Here is an 18,297-nt window from a genome sequence, read left to right on the forward strand (position 1 = left end):
GGCGCACGCGTAATTGCGCATGTCGCAAGGTATCGCGGTCGTGGCAAACTCTCTACAATGAATCTCAACTTGCCATGAAAGCCAGCCTCCAACTCCGCCTATCGCAGCATCTTGCGCTGACGCCACAACTGCAGCAGTCCATCCGGCTGCTTCAGCTGTCCACGCTCGAACTGCAGCAGGAAGTCGCCATGGCGATCTCGCAGAATCCGCTCCTCGAAAACGAGGATGACTGGATCGCGAGCCCGTTGCGGGTGGCGGCTGACGGTTCGCTGATCACCCAGTCGCCCAATTCGTCCCCGCCCCCTGAGCAGATGGGCGGCAACGGGTCGTCTTCGTCCACCAGCAGCAACGAGCGCGCCGAAAATGGCGAGCCGCAAGGTGTCGACGAATACAACGGCCTCTCGGGCGACAGCAGCGGCGACGCGTCGCAATGGAATCTCGACGACTACGGTCGCTCCGGCAACGCGTCGGACGACGACGACCTGCCGCCGCTGCAAATCCACGAATCGAGCACGTCGCTGCGCGACCACCTGATGGCGCAATTGCGCGTCACTCAGGCGGGTCAACGCGACCGGGCGCTGATCACGTTCCTGATCGAATCGCTCGACGACGACGGCTACCTCGCCGCCACGCTCGAAGAAGTGCTGGCCGACCTGCCCGAAGAGCTCGAAGTCGATGTCGACGAAATGAACGCCGCGCTCGCACTGCTGCATAGCTTCGACCCGGCCGGGGTCGGCGCGCGTTCCGCGTCCGAATGTCTGAAGCTGCAACTGCTGCGGCTCGATCCGTCGCCTACGCGCACTCTGGCGCTCGACATCGTCAGCCACTACCTCGAACTGCTCGCCGCGCGCGATTTCACGCGGCTGCGCAAACACCTGAAGGCGAACGACGACGACCTGCGCGACGCGCACGTGCTGATCCGCTCGCTCGAACCGTTTCCCGGCGCTGCCTATGGCAAGGCCGAAGCGGACTACGTGGTGCCGGACATCATGGTGCGCAAAACCGCACAGGGCTGGCAGGCCGAACTGAATCCGGAAGTGGTGCCGAAGCTGCGCATCAACCACCTGTACGCGAATATTCTGCGCAATAACCGCGGCGATCCGGGCAGCGGATCGTTGCGCCAGCAACTGCAGGAAGCGCGCTGGCTGATCAAGAATATCCAGCAACGTTTCGAGACGATCCTGCGCGTTGCGCAGGCCATTGTGGAGCGTCAGAAGAGCTTTTTCGTGCACGGCGAAATTGCCATGCGCCCCTTGGTTTTGCGAGAAATTGCTGATACGCTGGGCCTACACGAGTCGACTGTCTCGCGTGTGACAACCGGTAAATACATGCTGACCCCATTCGGGACGCTGGAATTCAAGTATTTTTTCGGCTCACACGTTTCAACCGACACGGGCGGCGCAGCCTCTTCCACGGCCATTCGCGCGCTCATCAAACAACTGATAGGAGCGGAAAACCCGAAATCGCCTCTCTCAGACAGTCGCATAGCCGAACTGCTGGCGGAACAGGGCTTCGTGGTCGCACGACGTACCGTTGCGAAATACCGCGAAGCGCTCAAGATCCCGGCAGTCAACCTGCGCAAGTCTCTGTAGCCCGTCGCCTTCCGTGGCGGGCATTTACCGGCCGCTCCGCAGTTGGCGGACAGGCCGGCCGATGCGACCTGCCAGATGTCAGTCACCGGGGGGCGACTCAGGCAAGCCGACAGATCGACCGGACCTTTGTCATCGTGCGGAACAAGCGGCCACTAGCTTGGAGAAGCACTATGAATCTGCAGATCAGTGGACACCACCTCGAAGTAACGCCTGCGTTGCGCGAATACGTGATCACCAAACTGGATAGGGTGCTAAGACATTTCGATCAGGTAATCGACGGCAGTGTGGTCCTCTCGGTCGACAACCACAAGGAAAAGGACAAGCGTCAAAAGGTTGAAATCAACCTGCATCTCAAGGGCAAAGACATCTTTGTCGAGAGCTGCGACAGCGATCTCTACGCTGCGATCGATCTGATGATCGACAAGCTCGATCGGCAAGTGATACGCCACAAGGATCGCCTGCAAGGTCACCAGCACGAAGCGATCAAGTACCAACCGGCGCCGCAACTGGACGTGCCGCCGCAATAAGGAGAATTAGAGGGCTTTCCTCATTTTTCTTACCCTGGCAAAACCGCCCCAAATCGGGCGGTTTTTCGTTTCTGGGCGCCTTTTTCGCACGTCGGCTCGGCTTGTGGACCAAATCGTTAAAAACCCATCGCGCATCGATGGCGCGCCGCACCATCCGTAGCTACCCTGTTCTATAATGTTCCGGTTACCATCGGGGTCAAGCTAGCTCATACGGAAATCGGCCGGTCAGAGTCGCGCACTTTCCGACTCCAACGCAGGTCTTCGCAAGCATCGAACGAATGGAACGCCACTCAAACGCCCCAGCGAGGAGAACCCAGGCCACGTTTTCGCCTGTCAACATGAATCGTTTAGCCAAATTTCTTCCCCTCGAGAACGTCGTCGTCGGACTATCGGTCACCAGCAAGAAACGTGTGTTCGAGCAAGCGGGCCTGATCTTCGAGAACCAGAACGGCATCGCCCGAAGCACGGTCACTGACAATCTGTTTGCGCGCGAGCGCCTCGGATCGACGGGGCTGGGTGAAGGCGTCGCGATTCCGCATGGCCGGATCAAGGGCTTGAAGCAGCCGCTCGCCGCGTTCGTCCGACTTGCCGAACCCATCCCCTTCGAGTCGCCCGACGGTCAGCCCGTCTCGCTGCTGATCTTCCTGCTCGTGCCCGAACAGGCCACTCAGCAGCACCTCGAAATCCTGTCGGAAATCGCACAGTTGCTGTCCGATCGCGAGGCCCGCGAGCGCCTGCACACGGAAGAAGACCGCGAATCGTTGCATCGCCTGCTCACTCAGTGGCAACCTTGATGCATCGGCGGTTATCCGCCCGCATGCGAATACCGGCTGGCAACGCGCGCGGCCCGCGTTAGCGCGTCCGCCTCTTGGCCCGGCAAGCGGCCCACACTGGAGTCACTGACTCATGGATACGTCCAGCATCAACGCCCAAAGCATTTTCGACGACAACGCCGCCATGCTGAAGCTCAGCTGGCTGACGGGGCATGAAGGCTGGGAACGCGGCTTTTCTTCGGAATCCGTCGCGAATGCCACGTCGAGCGCCGACCTCGTCGGCCACCTGAACCTGATCCACCCCAACCGGATCCAGGTGCTCGGCGACGCCGAAATCGACTACTACAAGCGCCAGACTGATGAAGACCGCTCGCGCCACATGGCCGAGCTGATCGCGTTGGAGCCGCCGTTTCTGGTGGTGGCGGGCGGCGTCGCCGCGCCGCCGGAGCTGGTGCTGCGCTGCACGCGCTCATCCACGCCGCTGTTCACCACGCCGATGTCCGCCGCCGCGGTGATCGACAGCCTGCGTCTGTACATGTCGCGCATTCTCGCGCCGCGCGCCACCTTGCACGGTGTGTTTCTCGACATCCTCGGCATGGGTGTGCTGCTGACCGGCGACTCGGGCCTCGGCAAAAGCGAACTCGGGCTGGAGCTGATCAGCCGCGGCCACGGCCTCGTTGCCGACGACGCAGTCGACTTCGTGCGCCTCGGCCCGGACTTCGTCGAAGGGCGCTGCCCGCCGCTCCTGCAAAACCTGCTCGAAGTGCGCGGCCTCGGCCTGCTCGACATCAAGACGATCTTCGGTGAAACGGCCGTGCGCCGGAAAATGAAGCTGAAACTGATCGTGCAACTGGTGCGCCGTCCCGACGGCGAATTCCAGCGGCTGCCGCTGGAAAGTCAAACCGTCGACGTGCTCGGCCTGCCGATCAGCAAGGTCACGATTCAGGTGGCCGCGGGCCGCAACCTCGCGGTGCTGGTCGAAGCGGCGGTGCGCAACACGATCCTGCAACTGCGCGGCATCGATACGCTGCGCGACTTTATGGACCGCCAGCGCCTCGCGATGCAGGAACCCGACAGCCAGTTTCCCGGCAAACTGATCTGAGCCGGCAAACCATGAAGCGTCCGCAGCCGCAGGCCGGCAGCAGGTACGCGCATGGGGACCGGATGCTATGATGAAATGTACGGTTTCGACGACTCCATGCGCATAATTCTCATCACTGGTATATCCGGCTCCGGTAAGTCAGTTGCCTTGAACGCGCTTGAAGACGCAGGCTACTACTGCGTCGACAATCTGCCGCCGCGCTTTCTGCCGCAACTTGCTACCTATCTGGCCGAAGACGGGCAAGACCACCTCGCGGTCGCCATCGACGCTCGCTCGAGCGCGTCGCTCGACGAAATGCCCGCCATGATCCGCGACTTGTCGCGCGCTCACGACGTGCGCGTGCTGTTCCTGAGCGCGAGCACGCAGTCGCTGATTCAGCGCTTCTCTGAAACGCGCCGCCGCCATCCGTTGTCGGGTTCCACCGCGCACGACGCGGACGTCGGCCTCCTCACCTCGCTCGCGGAAGCAATCGAACGGGAGCGCGAGCTCGTCGCGGGCCTTGCCGAATTCGGCCATCAGATCGACACCAGCAATCTACGCGCAAACGTGTTGCGCGCCTGGGTCAAACGTTTCATCGAGCAGAAGGAAGCGGGACTCGTGCTGATGTTCGAGTCGTTCGGCTTCAAACGCGGCGTGCCGCTCGACGCGGATTTCGTTTTTGACGTACGCACGCTGCCAAACCCGTATTACGATCATGAATTGAGGCCTCTCACGGGCCTCGACAAACCGGTGATGGATTTTCTCGATGCACTGCCCGTTGTGCATGAAATGATCGACGACATCGAGAAGTTCCTCTCCAAGTGGCTGCCCCATTTCCGCGACGACAATCGCAGTTATCTCACCGTCGCGATCGGCTGCACAGGTGGCCAGCACCGCTCGGTGTTCATTGCGGAGACGCTCGCCGCGCGTCTCGCAAAGTCGGCGAATGTGATTGTGCGGCACCGCGATGCGCCGGTCGACGTCGGCGAATCATCGAAGCTAGTGGCTTAACCGGCCGCGTCGCGCGGCCTCAACTCGAAGCGTTGCGCCATGTCTTCTACTTCTACTGTGCTTGCCGATGTGCCGCTGTTTCCGCTGCATACGGTGCTGTTTCCCGACGGACTGCTGCCGCTGAAGATCTTCGAAGCGCGCTACCTCGATATGGCGCGCGAATGCCTGCGTGAAAAAACGCCGTTCGGCGTGTGCATGCTGAAAAGCGGCGCGGAAGTGGCGCGCGAGGAAGAGCCTTCGGTACCCGAAGCAATCGGCTGTCTCGCTGAAATCGAAGAATGCGACGTGGAAGCCTTCGGCATGCTGCTGATTCGCGCGCGCGGCACGCGGCGGTTTCGCCTGCTATCGCATCGTGTGGAAAGCAGCGGCCTGCTGGTCGGCATGGCGGAACCGATCGGCGAGGACATGCCGCTCGAAGGCAATGAGTTGCTGGCCAAATTCGGCGCGTGCGCGGAGGTGCTCGAACGGATCATCGCGACGATTCGCGAACGCGACCCGGACAGCCTGCCGTTCGCGGAACCGTTCAGACTCGAAGACCCGTCGTGGGTGTCGAACCGTCTCGCCGAAGTCCTGCCGATCGCGTTACGGGCACGCCAGAAACTGATGGAACTGCAGGACGCCGGCGCACGGATCGACGTGGTTCATCACTACATGCAGCAGCATCAACTGCTTTAACGTGCCGCCGCGTCGCCGGCAAACCAGGCCGATCGTTAGATCAACGAACCCTGCAGACTGTCCAGCAGTTTGCGCACCGGCGCCGGCACCCCGACTGAATCGAGATCGCTGAGCGCGACCCACGCGGTGTCCGCATCGCCCAGCGCGGCCAATGCGCCCACGCCGCGATCGAGTTCCGCGAGCCGCGGCTCGATCTCCAGCTTGAAATGCGTGAATACGTGTGTGAGCGGCGCGAGCGGCGAGACCGCGCCGTCGCCGCCAAAGGCACGCGCCCGCTCGGCCAGCGCGGCTTCGTCGGCGGCTTCGGGCAGGCTCCACAAGCCGCCCCAGATGCCCGACGGCGGACGCTTCTCCAGCATCACCGCGTTGCCGTCACGCAGCACCAGCATCCAGGTGCGGCGCGTCGGCACGAGTTTCTTCGGACGCGATGTCGGCAGTTCGCGCTGACGTCCCGCGACGTTGGCCACGCAGTCGGCCGCGAACGGGCACCGCGGGCAGTCCGGCTTGCCGCGCACGCAGAGGGTCGCGCCGAGATCCATCAGACCTTGCGTGTACGAACTCACTTCGTCATCCGATGCATTCGGCGGCAGCAGCGACTCCGCCAGCGTCCACATCGCATTCTCGACTTTCTTCTCGCCCGGAAAACCTTCGACGCCGAATACGCGCGCGAGCACGCGCTTCACGTTGCCGTCGAGGATCGTCGCGCGCGCGCCGAAGGCAAAAGACGCGATCGCCGCCGCGGTCGAACGGCCGATGCCCGGCAACTCCGCGAGTTGCTCGACCGACGCCGGAAACGCCCCGCCATGCTGCTCGACCACCACCTGCGCGCAGCGGTGCAGATTGCGCGCGCGCGTGTAGTAGCCGAGGCCGGCCCATAACGCCATCACGTCGTCCGAAGGTGCGGCTGCCAGCGCGGCGACATCCGGAAAACGCGCGAGAAATCTGGCGTAGTACGGAATCACCGTCGACACCTGGGTCTGCTGCAGCATGATCTCCGAGAGCCAGATCCGATACGGATCGCGCGTGTTCTGCCACGGCAGATCATGACGCCCGTGCCGGCGCTGCCACGCGATCAGGCGCGCGGAGAAATCGGGCATGGCTGGAAAAGCAGGCGTTTCGGACGTGCCGGTTTCGGACGTGCCGGTTTCGGACGTGCCGGTTTCGGACGTGCCGGACGAAGCTGAACGCGCGGCGGCGCGCGGAGTTAAACGAGAAGGCATGGACGATTTAGCGCTGGCAGGTGGGACAGAAATACGTAGAACGCTGCCCCTGCACGATCTGTTTGATCGGCGTTCCACACACGCGGCATGGCAGGCCCGCGCGATCATAGACGAAATAGTCGAGCTGGAAATAACCGCTTTCGCCGTCGCTGCCGACGAAATCGCGCAGCGTGCTGCCGCCCTTCTCGATCGCCGCGGCAAGCGTCACGCGCACGGCGTCCGCGAGCAGGTCGTAGCGCACCAGCGAAACGCGGCCCGCCGCGGTGGTCGGCCGGATGCCGGCGCGAAACAGGCTCTCCGACGCATAGATATTGCCCACGCCCACCACGATTTCACCGGCCAGCAGCGCCTGCTTCACCGACACCTTGCGCCCACGCGTGAGCCGATGCATCAGCGCGCCGGAGAACGCCGGCGAGAACGGTTCGACGCCGAGTCCCGCGAGCAGCGGATGCTCAAGAATGTCGCCGGCCTCGCGCGGATGCCACAGCACCGCACCGAAGCGCCGCGGATCGCGATAGCGCAGAATGAATTCGTCGAAGATCCAGTCGACATGGTCGTGTTTCGCCGCCTCAGGCGGATGCCGCACGTGCCGCAGCACCCGCAGCGTCCCAGTCATGCCAAGATGCACGATGAACCAGCCCGCGTCGATCTCGAACAGCAGATACTTGCCGCGCCGCTCGACTTTGCGCACCACGTGGCCGCGCAAGGTTTTCGCAAGGTCGGCCGGAATCGGCCAGCGTAGCGCGGGCGTACGCACCTCGACGCGTTCAACCTTGCGCCCGGACACATACGGTTCGATTCCCCGTCGGGTAACCTCAACTTCTGGCAACTCTGGCATTTCTAACTGGTCTGCAACTTGCGTGAGTGGTTGTGCCCGTATTGTAGCGAGCGCGTTACAATCGTCCGAAACATTGAACGGATTTCCATGAACTTGTCCTTCGTGAAGCTGTTTTCGAAGCGCCCGGCTCGCGCATCCCGCGTGCCGCACGCCGTGTCCGCCCGCCGGATGCTCGGCGCCGCCGCGCTTGCCGTCTGGGCGCTGGCTGCCGTGCCCGCGCACGCGCAGGACCCATCGGCGGATCCGGACGATACCTCCGTCACCTTGGCGGACCCGCTCGGCCCGGCATCGGCGGAAGACCAGAAATCGTTGCCCGCCGTGCCGCTGTCGAGCCAGATCGTATTTCAGGTGCTCGCCGCCGAAGTCGCGCTGCAGCGCGACCAGCCGGCGCCCGCCTACCAGACCTACCTCGCCCTCGCGCGCGACACGCACGACCCGCGCATGGCGCAGCGCGCCACCGAGATCGCGCTGGCCGCGCAAAGCCCGTCGGACGCGTTGGCCGCCGCGCAATTGTGGCAGCAGTATGCGCCGAATTCGGAGCGCGCCGCGCAGCTCGACGCGTCGCTGCTGGTGCTGTCGGGCAAACCTGACGAGGCAGCGCCGATTCTCGCTGGCGAACTCGCGAAAGTGCCCGCGGACAATCGCGGCAGCGCGATTCTCGCGTTGCAACTGCTGCTGTCGCGCGGCCCGAACCGGATCGGCGGCCTGCACGTGCTGCAGGATTTGCTGAAGAACGACATGAACCGGCCGGAAGCGCAATTGGCAATCGCGCGCCAGCAGCTCCTGTCGGACGACGCACCGGGCGCGCGCAAATCGCTCGAGCAGGCGCTGACGCTGAAGCCTGACTACTTGCCGGCGGCGCTGCTGCTGTCGCAGATGGGCCCGGAAGAGCGCGCGGAAGGCATCGCGTCGCTTGAAAAATACGTGCAGCAGAATCCGAAATCGCATGACGCGCGCCTCGCGCTCGCGCAGCTGTATCTCGCGAGCGATCGTCTGGATGACGCGCAGAAGCAGTTCGAGATCATGCACAAGGCCAACCCGAACGACCTCACGCCGCTGATGGCGCTCGGGCTGATCAAGATTCAGCAGAAGAATTTCAACGAAGCGCAAACGTACCTGACCCAGTACGCGCAACTGGCCGAAAAGACGCCGGGCGCCGATGCGGGCCAGGCGTACATCTACCTGGCGCAACTGGCGCTCGAGCAGAAGAACGAGGCGGCGGCGAGCGACTGGCTCAACAAGATTTCGCCGTCGAGCCAGCAATATATGGCCGCGCAGATCACGCGCGCGCAACTGCTGGCGAAGCAGGGCAAGACCGACGACGCGCGCAAGCTGCTGGCCAATCTGCAGGTGTCGGATCCGCGCGACCTCGCGTTGATCTCCCGCACCGACGCGGCGATCCTGTTCGACGCGAAGCGCTACCCGGAAGCGGAATCCCGCCTGCAACAAGCCACGGCGGCCTTCCCCAACGACCCCGATCTCACTTACGACTACGCGATGGCCGCCGAAAAAACCGGCCATTACGACGTGATGGAAGCGCAGTTGCGCAAGCTCATCCAGACGCAGCCCGACAATCCGCAGGCGTACAACGCGCTCGGCTATTCGCTGGCCGATCGCAACCAGCGCCTGCCGGAAGCGGACAAGCTGGTCGAGAAAGCATCGGCGCTGGCGCCGAACGACGCGTTCATCATGGATAGCGTGGGCTGGGTCAAATTCCGCATGGGCGATACGTCGGACGCGATCAAGCTGCTGCGTAAAGCCTACGACCTCCAGCCGAACGCCGAAATCGGCGCGCACCTCGGCGAAGTGCTGTGGAAAAGCGGCCAGCAGGATCAGGCTCGCGCCGCCTTCCGCGAGGCGCGCAAGCTCGAACCGGACAACGAAACGCTTGTCAAAACGCTCCAACGTCTTCAGGTAAACGATCTTTGATGCGTCTTTCCCGTTTGATTGCCTTTCCTCCGGCGCCGCGCGGTGCGGCGCTCGGTTTCGCTGCGGCAGCGGTTGTCGCGTTGGCCGGTTGTGCGTCGGTGAAACCGCAGGGGCCGTCCACGTCGAATGCCGCCACCTCGGTCACCGCGCAGACGAGCCGCGCTTACCAGGGCCGCTTCGCGATCCAGTACAACGACCAGAATGGCCAGCAGCGTAACGCTTACGGCAACTTCTCCTGGCAGGAAACGGGCGACACCGTGACACTGCAATTACGCAACCCGCTTGGCCAGACGCTGGCAATCGTGACGTCGTCGCCGTCCGCGGCCACGCTCGAACTGCCGAACCGGCAACCCCTGACCGCGGACAACGTCACCACGTTGATGCAGGAGGCGCTCGGTTTTGCGCTGCCTGTCGAGGGTCTGCGTTATTGGCTGCAACCGTCGCCCGCGCCTACTTCGCGCGCCAAAACCGAGAAAGACCCGGAGCAGCCGTCGCGTCTGAAGCAGATCACGCAGGATGGCTGGACCGTCGACTATCTCGCGTATGCCGACGCACCCGCCACCGGCGTGAAGCGCGTCAACCTGAGCCGTTCGGAGCCCCCACTCGACATTAAGCTCGTGCTGGATCAGTAATCCGCGTCTATTTGCAACCTTGCCGCTTCTTTGGCGCCGCCTGGCGCATGTAGCCTCGACTCATGATTGAAACGACCGATTCGCTGCGCGGGTGCCTCGCGCCAGCGAAACTCAACCTCTTCCTGCACATCACCGGCCGCCGGCCGGATGGTTATCACACGCTGCAAACGGTTTTCCAGTTGCTCGACTGGGGCGACGCGCTGCACTTCAAGCGACGCGACGACGGGCGCATCACGCGCAGCACCGAGATCGCGGACGTGCCGCCTGAGCATGACCTGACCGTGCGCGCCGCGACTTTGCTCAAGGCGCATACGGGCTCGTCCGAGGGTGTCGAGATCGAAATTGAGAAGCGCCTGCCGATGGGCGCCGGCCTCGGCGGCGGCAGCTCCGACGCGGCGACCACGCTGCTCGCGCTGAATCGCCTCTGGAAGCTCGATTTGCCGCGTCTGGAATTGCAGGCGTTGGCATTGAAGCTGGGCGCGGACGTGCCGTTTTTTGTTTTTGGAAAAAATGCGTTTGCAGAGGGTGTCGGTGAAGCTTTAGACGTTGTACAATTGCCGCCGCGCCACTTCCTGGTGGTGACACCGAGGGTACAGGTTCCGACTGCAGCGATTTTTTCCGAAAAAGCGTTGACAAGAGATTCAAAGCCCCTCATAATTACGGACTTTCCTGCAGAACTTAGCTGCAACACTGAATGGCCGGAAAGTTTTGGCCGGAATGACATGCAGCAGGTTGTCGTAGGAAAGTACGCGGAAGTAGCGCAAGTGCTGCGATGGTTTGAAAACGTCGCGCCAGCGCGGATGTCTGGATCAGGTGCAAGTGTCTTTGCAGCGTTCCGTAGTAAAGCTGAAGCAGAAGCGGTGCAAGCCAAGCTGCCAGCCGAATGGAACAGCGCAGTGGCCGCCGGTCTGGATCAGCATCCACTCTTTACTTTCGCGTCATAAGTTTTGCATCGTCGAACGAAACTCCACGTTCGGCGGAGCTCAGAGTTAGTGTAGGGGAGTCGCCAAGCTGGTTAAGGCACCGGATTTTGATTCCGGCATGCAAAGGTTCGAATCCTTTCTCCCCTGCCAAAATTTCTCGCATTTCCCCTCGCCCCCAGCCTGAAGCAGGTGCATGATGAGCAGCCATGACGGCCTGATGGTTTTTACTGGCAACGCGAATCCCGCGCTTGCACAGGAAGTCGTCAAAATCCTCGGTATTCCCCTCGGCAAAGCAATGGTTAGCCGTTTCTCGGACGGTGAAATCCAGGTCGAGATTCAGGAAAACGTGCGTGGCAAGGACGTCTTCGTCCTGCAATCCACGTGCGCGCCGGCGAATGACAACCTGATGGAACTGATGATCATGGTCGATGCGCTCAAGCGCGCATCCGCTGGCCGGATCACCGCAGCCATCCCCTACTTCGGTTATGCCCGTCAAGATCGTCGCCCGCGTTCCGCGCGCGTGGCGATCTCGGCGAAGATCGTGGCGAACATGCTGGAAATCGCCGGCGTCGAGCGGATCATCACGATGGACCTGCACGCCGACCAGATCCAGGGCTTTTTCGACATCCCCGTCGACAACATCTACGCTACGCCCGTGCTGCTCGGCGATCTGCGCAAGCAGAACTACGAGAACCTGCTGGTCGTTTCGCCGGACGTCGGCGGCGTGGTGCGCGCCCGTGCACTGGCGAAGCAGCTCAATTGCGATCTCGCGATCATCGACAAGCGTCGTCCGAAGGCGAACGTCGCCGAAGTGATGAACATCATCGGTGAAGTCGAAGGCCGTACCTGCGTGATCATGGACGACATGGTCGACACCGCGGGCACGCTCTGCAAGGCAGCACAGGTTTTGAAGGAGCGCGGTGCGAAGCAGGTGTTCGCTTACGCTACCCACCCGGTTCTGTCGGGCGGCGCAGGCGAGCGTATCGCAGCTTCCGCACTCGACGAACTCGTTGTCACGGACACGATCCCGCTCGGCGAAGAAGCCCGCTCGTGCGCAAAGATCCGTTCGTTGACCAGCGCCGGCCTGCTTGCCGAAACGTTCTCGCGCATTCGTCGCGGCGATTCGGTCATGTCGCTGTTCGCTGAAAGTTAAGTATTTGCGAAGGCGCAGCGTATCGCTTCAGGCGGCACGCTGCGCTTTTGCACAATCGGCGCGAGCGAACGAAGGTTCGTGCCGCAGCTCTGGGGCCTCAGCCATATTGGCTTGGAGGCCCCGTTTTTACTGCCTGGTCGCGGGCAGTGCATTGGAGATTCAACATGAAAGTAGTCGCTTTCGAGCGTTCTTTGCAAGGTACGGGTGCGAGCCGCCGCCTGCGTAACTCGGGCAAGACCCCGGGCATCGTATATGGCGCTGGTGCTGAAACGCAATTGGTCGAACTGGACCACAACGCGCTGTGGCACGCGCTGAAGAAAGAAGTTTTCCACTCGTCGATCCTCGACCTGGAAGTGGCAGGCAAGTCGCAACAGGTTCTGCTGCGCGACGTGCAATACCACCCGTTCCGTCAGCTCGTGCTGCACGTGGACTTCCAACGTGTCGACGCGTCGAAGAAGCTGCACACCAAGGTGCCGCTGCACTTCATGAACCAGGAATCGAACCCGGCAGTGAAGCTGTCGAGCGCAGTGATCTCGCACGTCCTCAATGAACTGGAAATCGAGTGCCTGCCGTCGGCACTGCCGGAATTCATCGAAGTCGACCTGGCGAAGATCGAAGCGGGTCAATCGGTTCACGCTAAGGACATCGCGCTGCCGGCAGGTGTATCGCTGGTCGCTCACCTCGACGCAGAAAACCCGGTGGTCGCAGCTGCGACGATCCCGGCTGGCGCAATCGCTGAAGGCGACGCCGCTGCTGCTGCTGAAGGCGAAACGCCGGCTGCTTAAGGACCTTTCGGGTTCTAGCCAAGCAATCCTCTCGATCCGTTTTCAATGAAACGGTCGATGTGACCCGCCGAGGTTCGCCCCGGCGGGTTTTTTTTGGTTTTTTTCGGCCCGGTCGAGTTCGGCTCCCTGGCCAGATGGACCTACACAATCATGATCAAGCTGATCGTCGGGCTCGGCAATCCGGGCGCCGAATACACTGCGACGCGCCATAACGCCGGCTTCTGGCTGGTCGATCAACTGGCGCGCGAAGCAGGCACGACGCTGCGCGACGAGCGGCGCTTCCACGGTTTCTACGCGAAAGCGCGGCTGCACGGCGAGGAAGTGCATCTGCTGGAACCCCAGACGTATATGAACCGCTCCGGCCAGTCGGTCGTGGCGGTCGCGCAATTCTTCAAGATTCTTCCCGACGAAATTCTGGTCGCGCACGACGAACTCGACATGCCGCCTGGCAGCGTCAAGCTGAAGCTCGGCGGCGGCAGCGGCGGCCATAACGGGTTGAAGGACATCACCGCGCATCTGTCGTCGCAACAATACTGGCGGCTGCGGATCGGTATCGGCCATCCGCGTGACCTGATTCCCGAAAGCGCACGCGCCGGCGCCAAGCCGGATGTCGCCAACTATGTGCTCAAGCCGCCGCGGCGGGAAGAGCAGGAGGTGATCGACGCATCGCTCGAGCGGGCGCTTGCCGTGATGCCGAAGATTATCGCAGGCGAGCTGGAGCGCGCGATGATGCAGTTGCATCGCAACCCTTGAGCTGCCACGCTTGCCGACGTATTGGCGTAGCGTTATCGCTCGCTACAGCAACTAGCTTGCATGGGACCGACCGTCTTGGCATGGGACTGCCTTGGCATGGGACTGCCTTGGCATGGGACCAGAGTAAGCGCTAAAGCGCTAACTCTGGTCGACCGCCTTGGCATGGGACCAGAGTAAGCGCTAAAGCGCTAACTCTGGTCGACACAGGAGAATCGTTTGAGCCGCTATTGGAGTGACATCGTTCATCGTCTGACGCCGTATGTGCCGGGCGAGCAGCCCGTGCTCGCGCATCCGGTGAAGCTGAACACCAACGAGAATCCCTATCCGCCGTCGCCGCGCGTGCTCGAGGCGATCCGCCGGGAACTGGGCGACGCCGGTGAATCGCTGCGGCGCTATCCCGATCCGACCGCGCTCGAACTGCGCGAGACGGTCGCCGCATACCACGGCATCCGCGCAGACCAGGTATTCGCGGGCAACGGTTCGGATGAAGTGCTAGCGCTCACGTTCCAGGCGTTGCTGAAGCACGACAAGCCGCTGCTGTTCCCGGACATCACGTACAGCTTCTATCCGACCTACGCGCGGCTGTTCGACGTCGACTACCGGACCATCGCGCTCGACGACAGTTTCGCAATCAATGTCGACGACTACACAGTGCCCAATGGCGGGGTGCTGTTCCCGAACCCGAACGCACCGACCGGCCGTCCTCTGCCGCTAGCGGACATCGAGCGTCTGGTGGCGAGCAACACGGAATCGGTCGTCGTGATCGACGAGGCTTACGTGGATTTCGGCGCGGAGTCGGCCATTGCGCTGATCGACCGCTATCCGAACCTGCTGGTCGTTCAGACAACCTCGAAGTCACGCTCGCTGGCCGGCATGCGTGTAGGTTTCGCATTCGGCAATCTCGCGCTGATCGACGCACTGAACCGCGTGAAAGACAGCTTCAACTCCTATCCACTCGACCGCCTCGCGCAAACCGCGGCCAACGCCGCGTACGAAGACGACGCGTGGTTCCGCGACAACTGCGCCAAGGTGGTGGCGAGCCGTGAGCGGCTGGCGGCGGGATTGACGGCGCTCGGCTTCGAGGTCGTGCCGTCGGCAGCCAATTTGCTGTTCGCTCGCCATGAAGGCTACGATGCGGCCACGCTCGTCTTGCGGTTAAGAGGAAAGGAGATTTTCGTGCGCCACTTCAAGGCGCCGCGAATCGACCAGCATCTGCGGATCTCGGTCGGCACCGACGCCGAATGCGACATTCTGCTGGACGCGTTGCGCGACATCTTCAGCGCTTACGTCGGCTAGTCCGCGCACGACGAAAAAGCGCCGCGGCAAAAGGAAAGCGGCGAGGCCAAGGCCTCGCCGCTTTCTCGTCCACTTCGCGGATCTTATGCGCCCTTCGCTGCCTGCAGCGCGTGGTACTTCGCCATCAAGCCATCGGGCGTTTCCAGATGGTCAGGGTCGCGCGGAATGCACTCGACCGGGCATACCTGAATGCACTGCGGCTCGTCGAAATGGCCGACACACTCGGTGCATTTCTTCGGGTCGATCACGTAGATTTCCGGGCCCATCGAAATCGCGTCGTTCGGGCACTCGGGCTCGCACACGTCGCAATTGATGCACTCGTCGGTAATCATCAAGGCCATACTTCTCTCACTTCATGCCGGCCGCAGCCGGCTTTGATCCGTCAAACCGACAGTTTACGCCGGTTACGGCTGTGCCGCCGAAGCGCCGTTGTCCGGATCCAGCGCGGCGACCTTCTCGTGCAGCCATTTTTCGACCGACGGGAACACGAACTTGCTGACGTCGCCGCCCAATTGCGCGATCTCGCGCACGATCGTGCCCGAGATGAACTGGTACTGGTCGGACGGCGTCATGAACATGGTTTCGACGTCAGGCAGCAAATAGCGGTTCATGCCCGCCATCTGGAACTCGTATTCGAAGTCCGACACGGCGCGCAGGCCACGCACGATCACCCGGGCGTTATTGCTGCGCACGAAGTCCTTCAGCAGCCCCTTGAAGCTCATCACCTGGACGTTCGGGTAGTGCCCGAGCACCTCGTGAGCGATGTCGAGGCGTTCTTCCAGCGTGAAGAACGGCTTCTTGTTGCGGCTGTCCGCAACGCCCACCACCAGCGTGTCGAAAATGCTCGACGCGCGCCGAACGAGGTCTTCGTGACCGCGCGTCAGCGGGTCAAACGTGCCCGGGTACACGGCGACTACCATGAGACTTCTCCTCTTTTCAGACAAAGGGCACGTCAAAAGCGTCCACACGACGCATTTGGCACCGACCGCGCTCGTGACGTCAAACCGCCCGGCGCCTGTTTTGGAACGCGCATTATTCCTTATTTTCGCGCTGCAGCAAATGAAAGTGGACAGCGCCCGCTTTCCCCTGCCGCACGACTTCCCAACCGGCGAGCGTCTCGTTCCCGTCGAGTTCGAGCGCGTCGCCCGCTTCCACATACAGAATCCCTTTCGCGCTGACGAGCGGCACGGCCAGCGCGAGCGCTTTGGCGAGCAGGTCGCCATCGAACGGCGGATCGAGGAACACCACGTCGAACGAGCCGGGTGCGAGACTCGCGGCAAGACGCAAGCCGTCCGCCTCGGCAATTTCGATCGTGCGCGCCGCCAGCCGTTCCTGGTTCGCGCGCAACTGGCCGGCGGCCCGCGCGTTGCGCTCCACCATCAGCACCCGCGCCGCGCCGCGCGACGCCGCCTCGAAGCCCAGCGCGCCGCTGCCGGCGAACAGGTCCAGGCAGCGCTGGCCGTCGAGGCGCTGGCCCAGCCAGTTGAACAGCGTTTCGCGCACGCGGTCGGGCGTGGGGCGCAAGCCGTCGAGATCGAGCACAGGCAAAGGCGTGCGCTTCCAGTCGCCACCGATGATACGGATGGCGTGCGGCTTGCCGCCTTTGGACGAAGCGCCGTGGGCGCGTGAGGGTGCGGAACGAGGCATGCAGTTTCAATGACGTGATGAATGCACCCGCGACGTCGATACGCGCGGGGTCGGAGCGCCAACGTTACCACAGGGGCGGCCCGCGTCCAGCCTGGCCGATCGGCCGATACGACGGGCGGCGGCGCGCCTGATAAAATGTCCGGCTTCCAGCGCCTTGCATCTCGCGCTTTGTCTACCCCTGCAACGCTGCCTGCTGCTCCCGCCGGTCTTGTGCCGGCTGCGCGCATCGGCGCGCGCTCTCACCACGCCAGATCATGTTCAGCTTTTTCAAACGATTCAAGGGTTCGAAAGAGTCCGATACCGCGGCAGACGAATCGCAGGCGGCACCCGAAGGCTCGACGCCCGAGGCCGCCGCAGAAGCGCCGGCAGTGCCTGTCGCGCAGCCGGCTGCGCGTCCTGCAGCCTCCGTTGGCGTCGAAGCGCCTGCGCCCGCCCCGGCCGCAATCGAGCCGGAGCCGGAACCGGAACCTGAGCCGGAACTCGAACCGGAACAATCCGCGCTCGACACCATCGAAATCGTCCCGCCGCCCGCACAGGACGCGGGCGCGAAGCGCTCGTGGCTCACGCGCCTGAAAACCGGCCTGTCGAAGACAAGTTCGAACCTGACCGGTATTTTCGTCGGCGCGAAGATCGACGAAGACCTGTACGAAGAGCTCGAAACCGCGCTGCTGATGTCGGACGCGGGCGTCGAGGCCACCGAATTCCTGCTCGAATCGCTGCGCGAGAAAGTGCGCAGCGAGCGCCTCACCGACCCGCAACAGGTCAAAGGCGCGCTGCGCACGCTGCTGGTCGACCTGCTCAAGCCGCTGGAAAAATCGCTGATGCTCGGCCGCGCGCAGCCGCTCGTGATGATGATCGCGGGCGTCAACGGCGCGGGCAAGACCACCAGCATCGGCAAGCTCGCCAAGCATCTGCAGAGCTTCAATCAATCGGTACTGCTGGCCGCGGGTGACACGTTCCGCGCCGCCGCACGCGAGCAGCTGGCGATCTGGGGTCAGCGCAACAACGTGACCGTGGTGTCGCAGGAAAGCGGCGACCCGGCGGCGGTGATCTTCGACGCGGTCGGCGCCGCGCGCGCACGCAAGATCGACGTGATGATGGCGGACACGGCCGGCCGTCTGCCGACCCAGCTGCATCTGATGGAAGAGCTGCGCAAGGTGAAACGCGTGATCGGCAAGGCGCACGACGGCGCACCGCACGAGGTACTGCTCGTGATCGACGCGAACACCGGCCAGAACGCGCTCGCGCAAGTGAAGGCCTTCGACGACGCGCTCGGCCTCACGGGCCTGATCGTCACCAAGCTCGACGGCACCGCGAAGGGCGGCATTCTCGCCGCGATCGCGCGGCAGCGTCCGATTCCGGTGTACTTCATCGGCGTGGGCGAAAAGGTCGAGGACTTGCAGCCGTTCAGCGCAGAAGAGTTTTCGGACGCGTTGCTGGGCGGTTGAACGTCCCGGCCGCG

The 18,297-nt window shown here is 62.9% G+C and carries 19 protein-coding genes and 1 tRNA gene; 15 read left to right on the plus strand and 5 right to left on the minus strand.

Going from position 1 to position 18,297, the window contains the following annotated elements; genetic code table 11:
* Nucleotides 1–74 precede the first annotated feature (74 nt).
* The 6 genes from PQQ53_RS00210 (at nucleotide 75) to PQQ53_RS00235 (ending at nucleotide 5,659) form a co-directional block, all read left to right on the plus strand.
* Nucleotides 75–1,592: an RNA polymerase factor sigma-54 gene (locus PQQ53_RS00210; RefSeq protein WP_408145680.1), complete on the plus strand. Its 1,518-nt coding sequence runs from the start codon at nucleotides 75–77 to the stop codon at nucleotides 1,590–1,592.
* A gap of 170 nt (nucleotides 1,593–1,762) precedes the next feature.
* Complete coding sequence (gene hpf / locus PQQ53_RS00215; RefSeq protein WP_020066967.1) at nucleotides 1,763–2,119, plus strand: ribosome hibernation-promoting factor, HPF/YfiA family; 357 nt, start codon at nucleotides 1,763–1,765, stop codon at nucleotides 2,117–2,119.
* 278 nt (nucleotides 2,120–2,397) lie between these two features.
* Complete coding sequence (locus PQQ53_RS00220) at nucleotides 2,398–2,913, plus strand: PTS sugar transporter subunit IIA (RefSeq protein ID WP_012431657.1); 516 nt, start codon at nucleotides 2,398–2,400, stop codon at nucleotides 2,911–2,913.
* A 112-nt stretch (nucleotides 2,914–3,025) separates the two neighbouring features.
* Nucleotides 3,026–3,994 (plus strand): HPr(Ser) kinase/phosphatase, encoded by a 969-nt coding sequence (gene hprK, locus PQQ53_RS00225; protein WP_121316466.1) that lies wholly within the window; start codon nucleotides 3,026–3,028, stop codon nucleotides 3,992–3,994.
* Between the two features lie 96 nt (nucleotides 3,995–4,090).
* The gene (rapZ, locus tag PQQ53_RS00230) at nucleotides 4,091–4,984 is read left to right on the plus strand and encodes an RNase adapter RapZ (RefSeq protein ID WP_408145677.1); all 894 of its coding nucleotides are present in this window, start codon (nucleotides 4,091–4,093) and stop codon (nucleotides 4,982–4,984) included.
* Nucleotides 4,985–5,023: 39 nt separating this feature from the next.
* A complete protein-coding gene (locus PQQ53_RS00235; RefSeq protein WP_408156082.1) occupies nucleotides 5,024–5,659 on the plus strand; it encodes an LON peptidase substrate-binding domain-containing protein in 636 nt (211 codons plus the stop codon).
* A 35-nt stretch (nucleotides 5,660–5,694) separates the two neighbouring features.
* On the opposite strand, the gene mutY is transcribed toward PQQ53_RS00235, so the two are convergent.
* Nucleotides 5,695–6,756, minus strand: coding sequence for an A/G-specific adenine glycosylase (gene mutY, locus PQQ53_RS00240; protein ID WP_408323271.1), 1,062 nt, complete (start codon nucleotides 6,754–6,756; stop codon nucleotides 5,695–5,697).
* Nucleotides 6,757–6,886: 130 nt separating this feature from the next.
* Complete coding sequence (gene mutM, locus PQQ53_RS00245) at nucleotides 6,887–7,717, minus strand: bifunctional DNA-formamidopyrimidine glycosylase/DNA-(apurinic or apyrimidinic site) lyase (RefSeq protein ID WP_408323054.1); 831 nt, start codon at nucleotides 7,715–7,717, stop codon at nucleotides 6,887–6,889.
* Nucleotides 7,718–7,804: 87 nt separating this feature from the next.
* Between mutM and PQQ53_RS00250 the strand changes: the two genes are divergently transcribed.
* From PQQ53_RS00250 to hisC, 8 genes are all read left to right on the plus strand, one after another.
* On the plus strand, nucleotides 7,805–9,646 hold the full coding sequence (locus PQQ53_RS00250) for a tetratricopeptide repeat protein (RefSeq protein WP_408145669.1): 1,842 nt from the start codon (nucleotides 7,805–7,807) through the stop codon (nucleotides 9,644–9,646).
* A complete protein-coding gene (gene lolB, locus PQQ53_RS00255; protein ID WP_408323055.1) occupies nucleotides 9,646–10,278 on the plus strand; it encodes a lipoprotein insertase outer membrane protein LolB in 633 nt (210 codons plus the stop codon). Before PQQ53_RS00250 ends, lolB begins: the two co-directional genes overlap by 1 nt.
* 62 nt (nucleotides 10,279–10,340) lie before the next feature.
* The gene (gene ispE / locus PQQ53_RS00260) at nucleotides 10,341–11,222 is read left to right on the plus strand and encodes a 4-(cytidine 5'-diphospho)-2-C-methyl-D-erythritol kinase (RefSeq protein ID WP_408156089.1); all 882 of its coding nucleotides are present in this window, start codon (nucleotides 10,341–10,343) and stop codon (nucleotides 11,220–11,222) included.
* 52 nt (nucleotides 11,223–11,274) lie between these two features.
* Nucleotides 11,275–11,351, plus strand: a tRNA-Gln gene (locus PQQ53_RS00265).
* 46 nt (nucleotides 11,352–11,397) lie between these two features.
* Nucleotides 11,398–12,354, plus strand: coding sequence for a ribose-phosphate pyrophosphokinase (locus tag PQQ53_RS00270; protein ID WP_006048037.1), 957 nt, complete (start codon nucleotides 11,398–11,400; stop codon nucleotides 12,352–12,354).
* A 164-nt stretch (nucleotides 12,355–12,518) separates the two neighbouring features.
* The gene (locus PQQ53_RS00275) at nucleotides 12,519–13,139 is read left to right on the plus strand and encodes a 50S ribosomal protein L25/general stress protein Ctc (RefSeq protein WP_408145663.1); all 621 of its coding nucleotides are present in this window, start codon (nucleotides 12,519–12,521) and stop codon (nucleotides 13,137–13,139) included.
* 150 nt (nucleotides 13,140–13,289) lie between these two features.
* Entirely contained in the window at nucleotides 13,290–13,892 is a 603-nt protein-coding gene (pth, locus tag PQQ53_RS00280; RefSeq protein ID WP_408145661.1) for an aminoacyl-tRNA hydrolase, read from the plus strand.
* A gap of 216 nt (nucleotides 13,893–14,108) precedes the next feature.
* Complete coding sequence (gene hisC, locus PQQ53_RS00285) at nucleotides 14,109–15,188, plus strand: histidinol-phosphate transaminase (RefSeq protein WP_408323056.1); 1,080 nt, start codon at nucleotides 14,109–14,111, stop codon at nucleotides 15,186–15,188.
* 83 nt (nucleotides 15,189–15,271) lie between these two features.
* Here hisC and PQQ53_RS00290 read toward each other — a convergent pair whose 3' ends face one another.
* The 3 genes from PQQ53_RS00290 to rsmD all read right to left on the minus strand — a co-directional run bounded on the left by PQQ53_RS00290 (nucleotide 15,272) and on the right by rsmD (nucleotide 16,835).
* Entirely contained in the window at nucleotides 15,272–15,529 is a 258-nt protein-coding gene (locus PQQ53_RS00290) for a YfhL family 4Fe-4S dicluster ferredoxin (RefSeq protein ID WP_012431644.1), read from the minus strand.
* Nucleotides 15,530–15,592: 63 nt separating this feature from the next.
* On the minus strand, nucleotides 15,593–16,108 hold the full coding sequence (gene coaD, locus PQQ53_RS00295) for a pantetheine-phosphate adenylyltransferase (protein WP_408145657.1): 516 nt from the start codon (nucleotides 16,106–16,108) through the stop codon (nucleotides 15,593–15,595).
* A gap of 112 nt (nucleotides 16,109–16,220) precedes the next feature.
* Nucleotides 16,221–16,835, minus strand: coding sequence for a 16S rRNA (guanine(966)-N(2))-methyltransferase RsmD (rsmD, locus tag PQQ53_RS00300; protein WP_408323057.1), 615 nt, complete (start codon nucleotides 16,833–16,835; stop codon nucleotides 16,221–16,223).
* 254 nt (nucleotides 16,836–17,089) lie between these two features.
* Between rsmD and ftsY the strand changes: the two genes are divergently transcribed.
* Nucleotides 17,090–18,283, plus strand: coding sequence for a signal recognition particle-docking protein FtsY (ftsY, locus tag PQQ53_RS00305; protein ID WP_408156094.1), 1,194 nt, complete (start codon nucleotides 17,090–17,092; stop codon nucleotides 18,281–18,283).
* The last annotated feature ends 14 nt before the right edge of the window (nucleotides 18,284–18,297 follow it).

Origin of the sequence: Paraburkholderia strydomiana (genome assembly GCF_046030495.1) — a bacterium.
Taxonomy (GTDB): Bacteria; Pseudomonadota; Gammaproteobacteria; order Burkholderiales; family Burkholderiaceae; genus Paraburkholderia; species Paraburkholderia strydomiana_A.

Coding starts and splice junctions, on each gene's coding strand:
- PQQ53_RS00210 (WP_408145680.1), top strand. CDS start 75: ATGAAAGCCAGCCTCCAACTCCGCCTATCGCAGCATCTTGCGCTGACG.
- hpf (WP_020066967.1), top strand. CDS start 1,763: ATGAATCTGCAGATCAGTGGACACCACCTCGAAGTAACGCCTGCGTTG.
- PQQ53_RS00220 (WP_012431657.1), top strand. CDS start 2,398: ATGGAACGCCACTCAAACGCCCCAGCGAGGAGAACCCAGGCCACGTTT.
- hprK (WP_121316466.1), top strand. CDS start 3,026: ATGGATACGTCCAGCATCAACGCCCAAAGCATTTTCGACGACAACGCC.
- rapZ (WP_408145677.1), top strand. CDS start 4,091: ATGCGCATAATTCTCATCACTGGTATATCCGGCTCCGGTAAGTCAGTT.
- PQQ53_RS00235 (WP_408156082.1), top strand. CDS start 5,024: ATGTCTTCTACTTCTACTGTGCTTGCCGATGTGCCGCTGTTTCCGCTG.
- mutY (WP_408323271.1), bottom strand. CDS start 6,756: ATGCCCGATTTCTCCGCGCGCCTGATCGCGTGGCAGCGCCGGCACGGG.
- mutM (WP_408323054.1), bottom strand. CDS start 7,717: ATGCCAGAGTTGCCAGAAGTTGAGGTTACCCGACGGGGAATCGAACCG.
- PQQ53_RS00250 (WP_408145669.1), top strand. CDS start 7,805: ATGAACTTGTCCTTCGTGAAGCTGTTTTCGAAGCGCCCGGCTCGCGCA.
- lolB (WP_408323055.1), top strand. CDS start 9,646: ATGCGTCTTTCCCGTTTGATTGCCTTTCCTCCGGCGCCGCGCGGTGCG.
- ispE (WP_408156089.1), top strand. CDS start 10,341: ATGATTGAAACGACCGATTCGCTGCGCGGGTGCCTCGCGCCAGCGAAA.
- PQQ53_RS00270 (WP_006048037.1), top strand. CDS start 11,398: ATGAGCAGCCATGACGGCCTGATGGTTTTTACTGGCAACGCGAATCCC.
- PQQ53_RS00275 (WP_408145663.1), top strand. CDS start 12,519: ATGAAAGTAGTCGCTTTCGAGCGTTCTTTGCAAGGTACGGGTGCGAGC.
- pth (WP_408145661.1), top strand. CDS start 13,290: ATGATCAAGCTGATCGTCGGGCTCGGCAATCCGGGCGCCGAATACACT.
- PQQ53_RS00290 (WP_012431644.1), bottom strand. CDS start 15,529: ATGGCCTTGATGATTACCGACGAGTGCATCAATTGCGACGTGTGCGAG.
- coaD (WP_408145657.1), bottom strand. CDS start 16,108: ATGGTAGTCGCCGTGTACCCGGGCACGTTTGACCCGCTGACGCGCGGT.
- rsmD (WP_408323057.1), bottom strand. CDS start 16,835: ATGCCTCGTTCCGCACCCTCACGCGCCCACGGCGCTTCGTCCAAAGGC.
- ftsY (WP_408156094.1), top strand. CDS start 17,090: ATGTTCAGCTTTTTCAAACGATTCAAGGGTTCGAAAGAGTCCGATACC.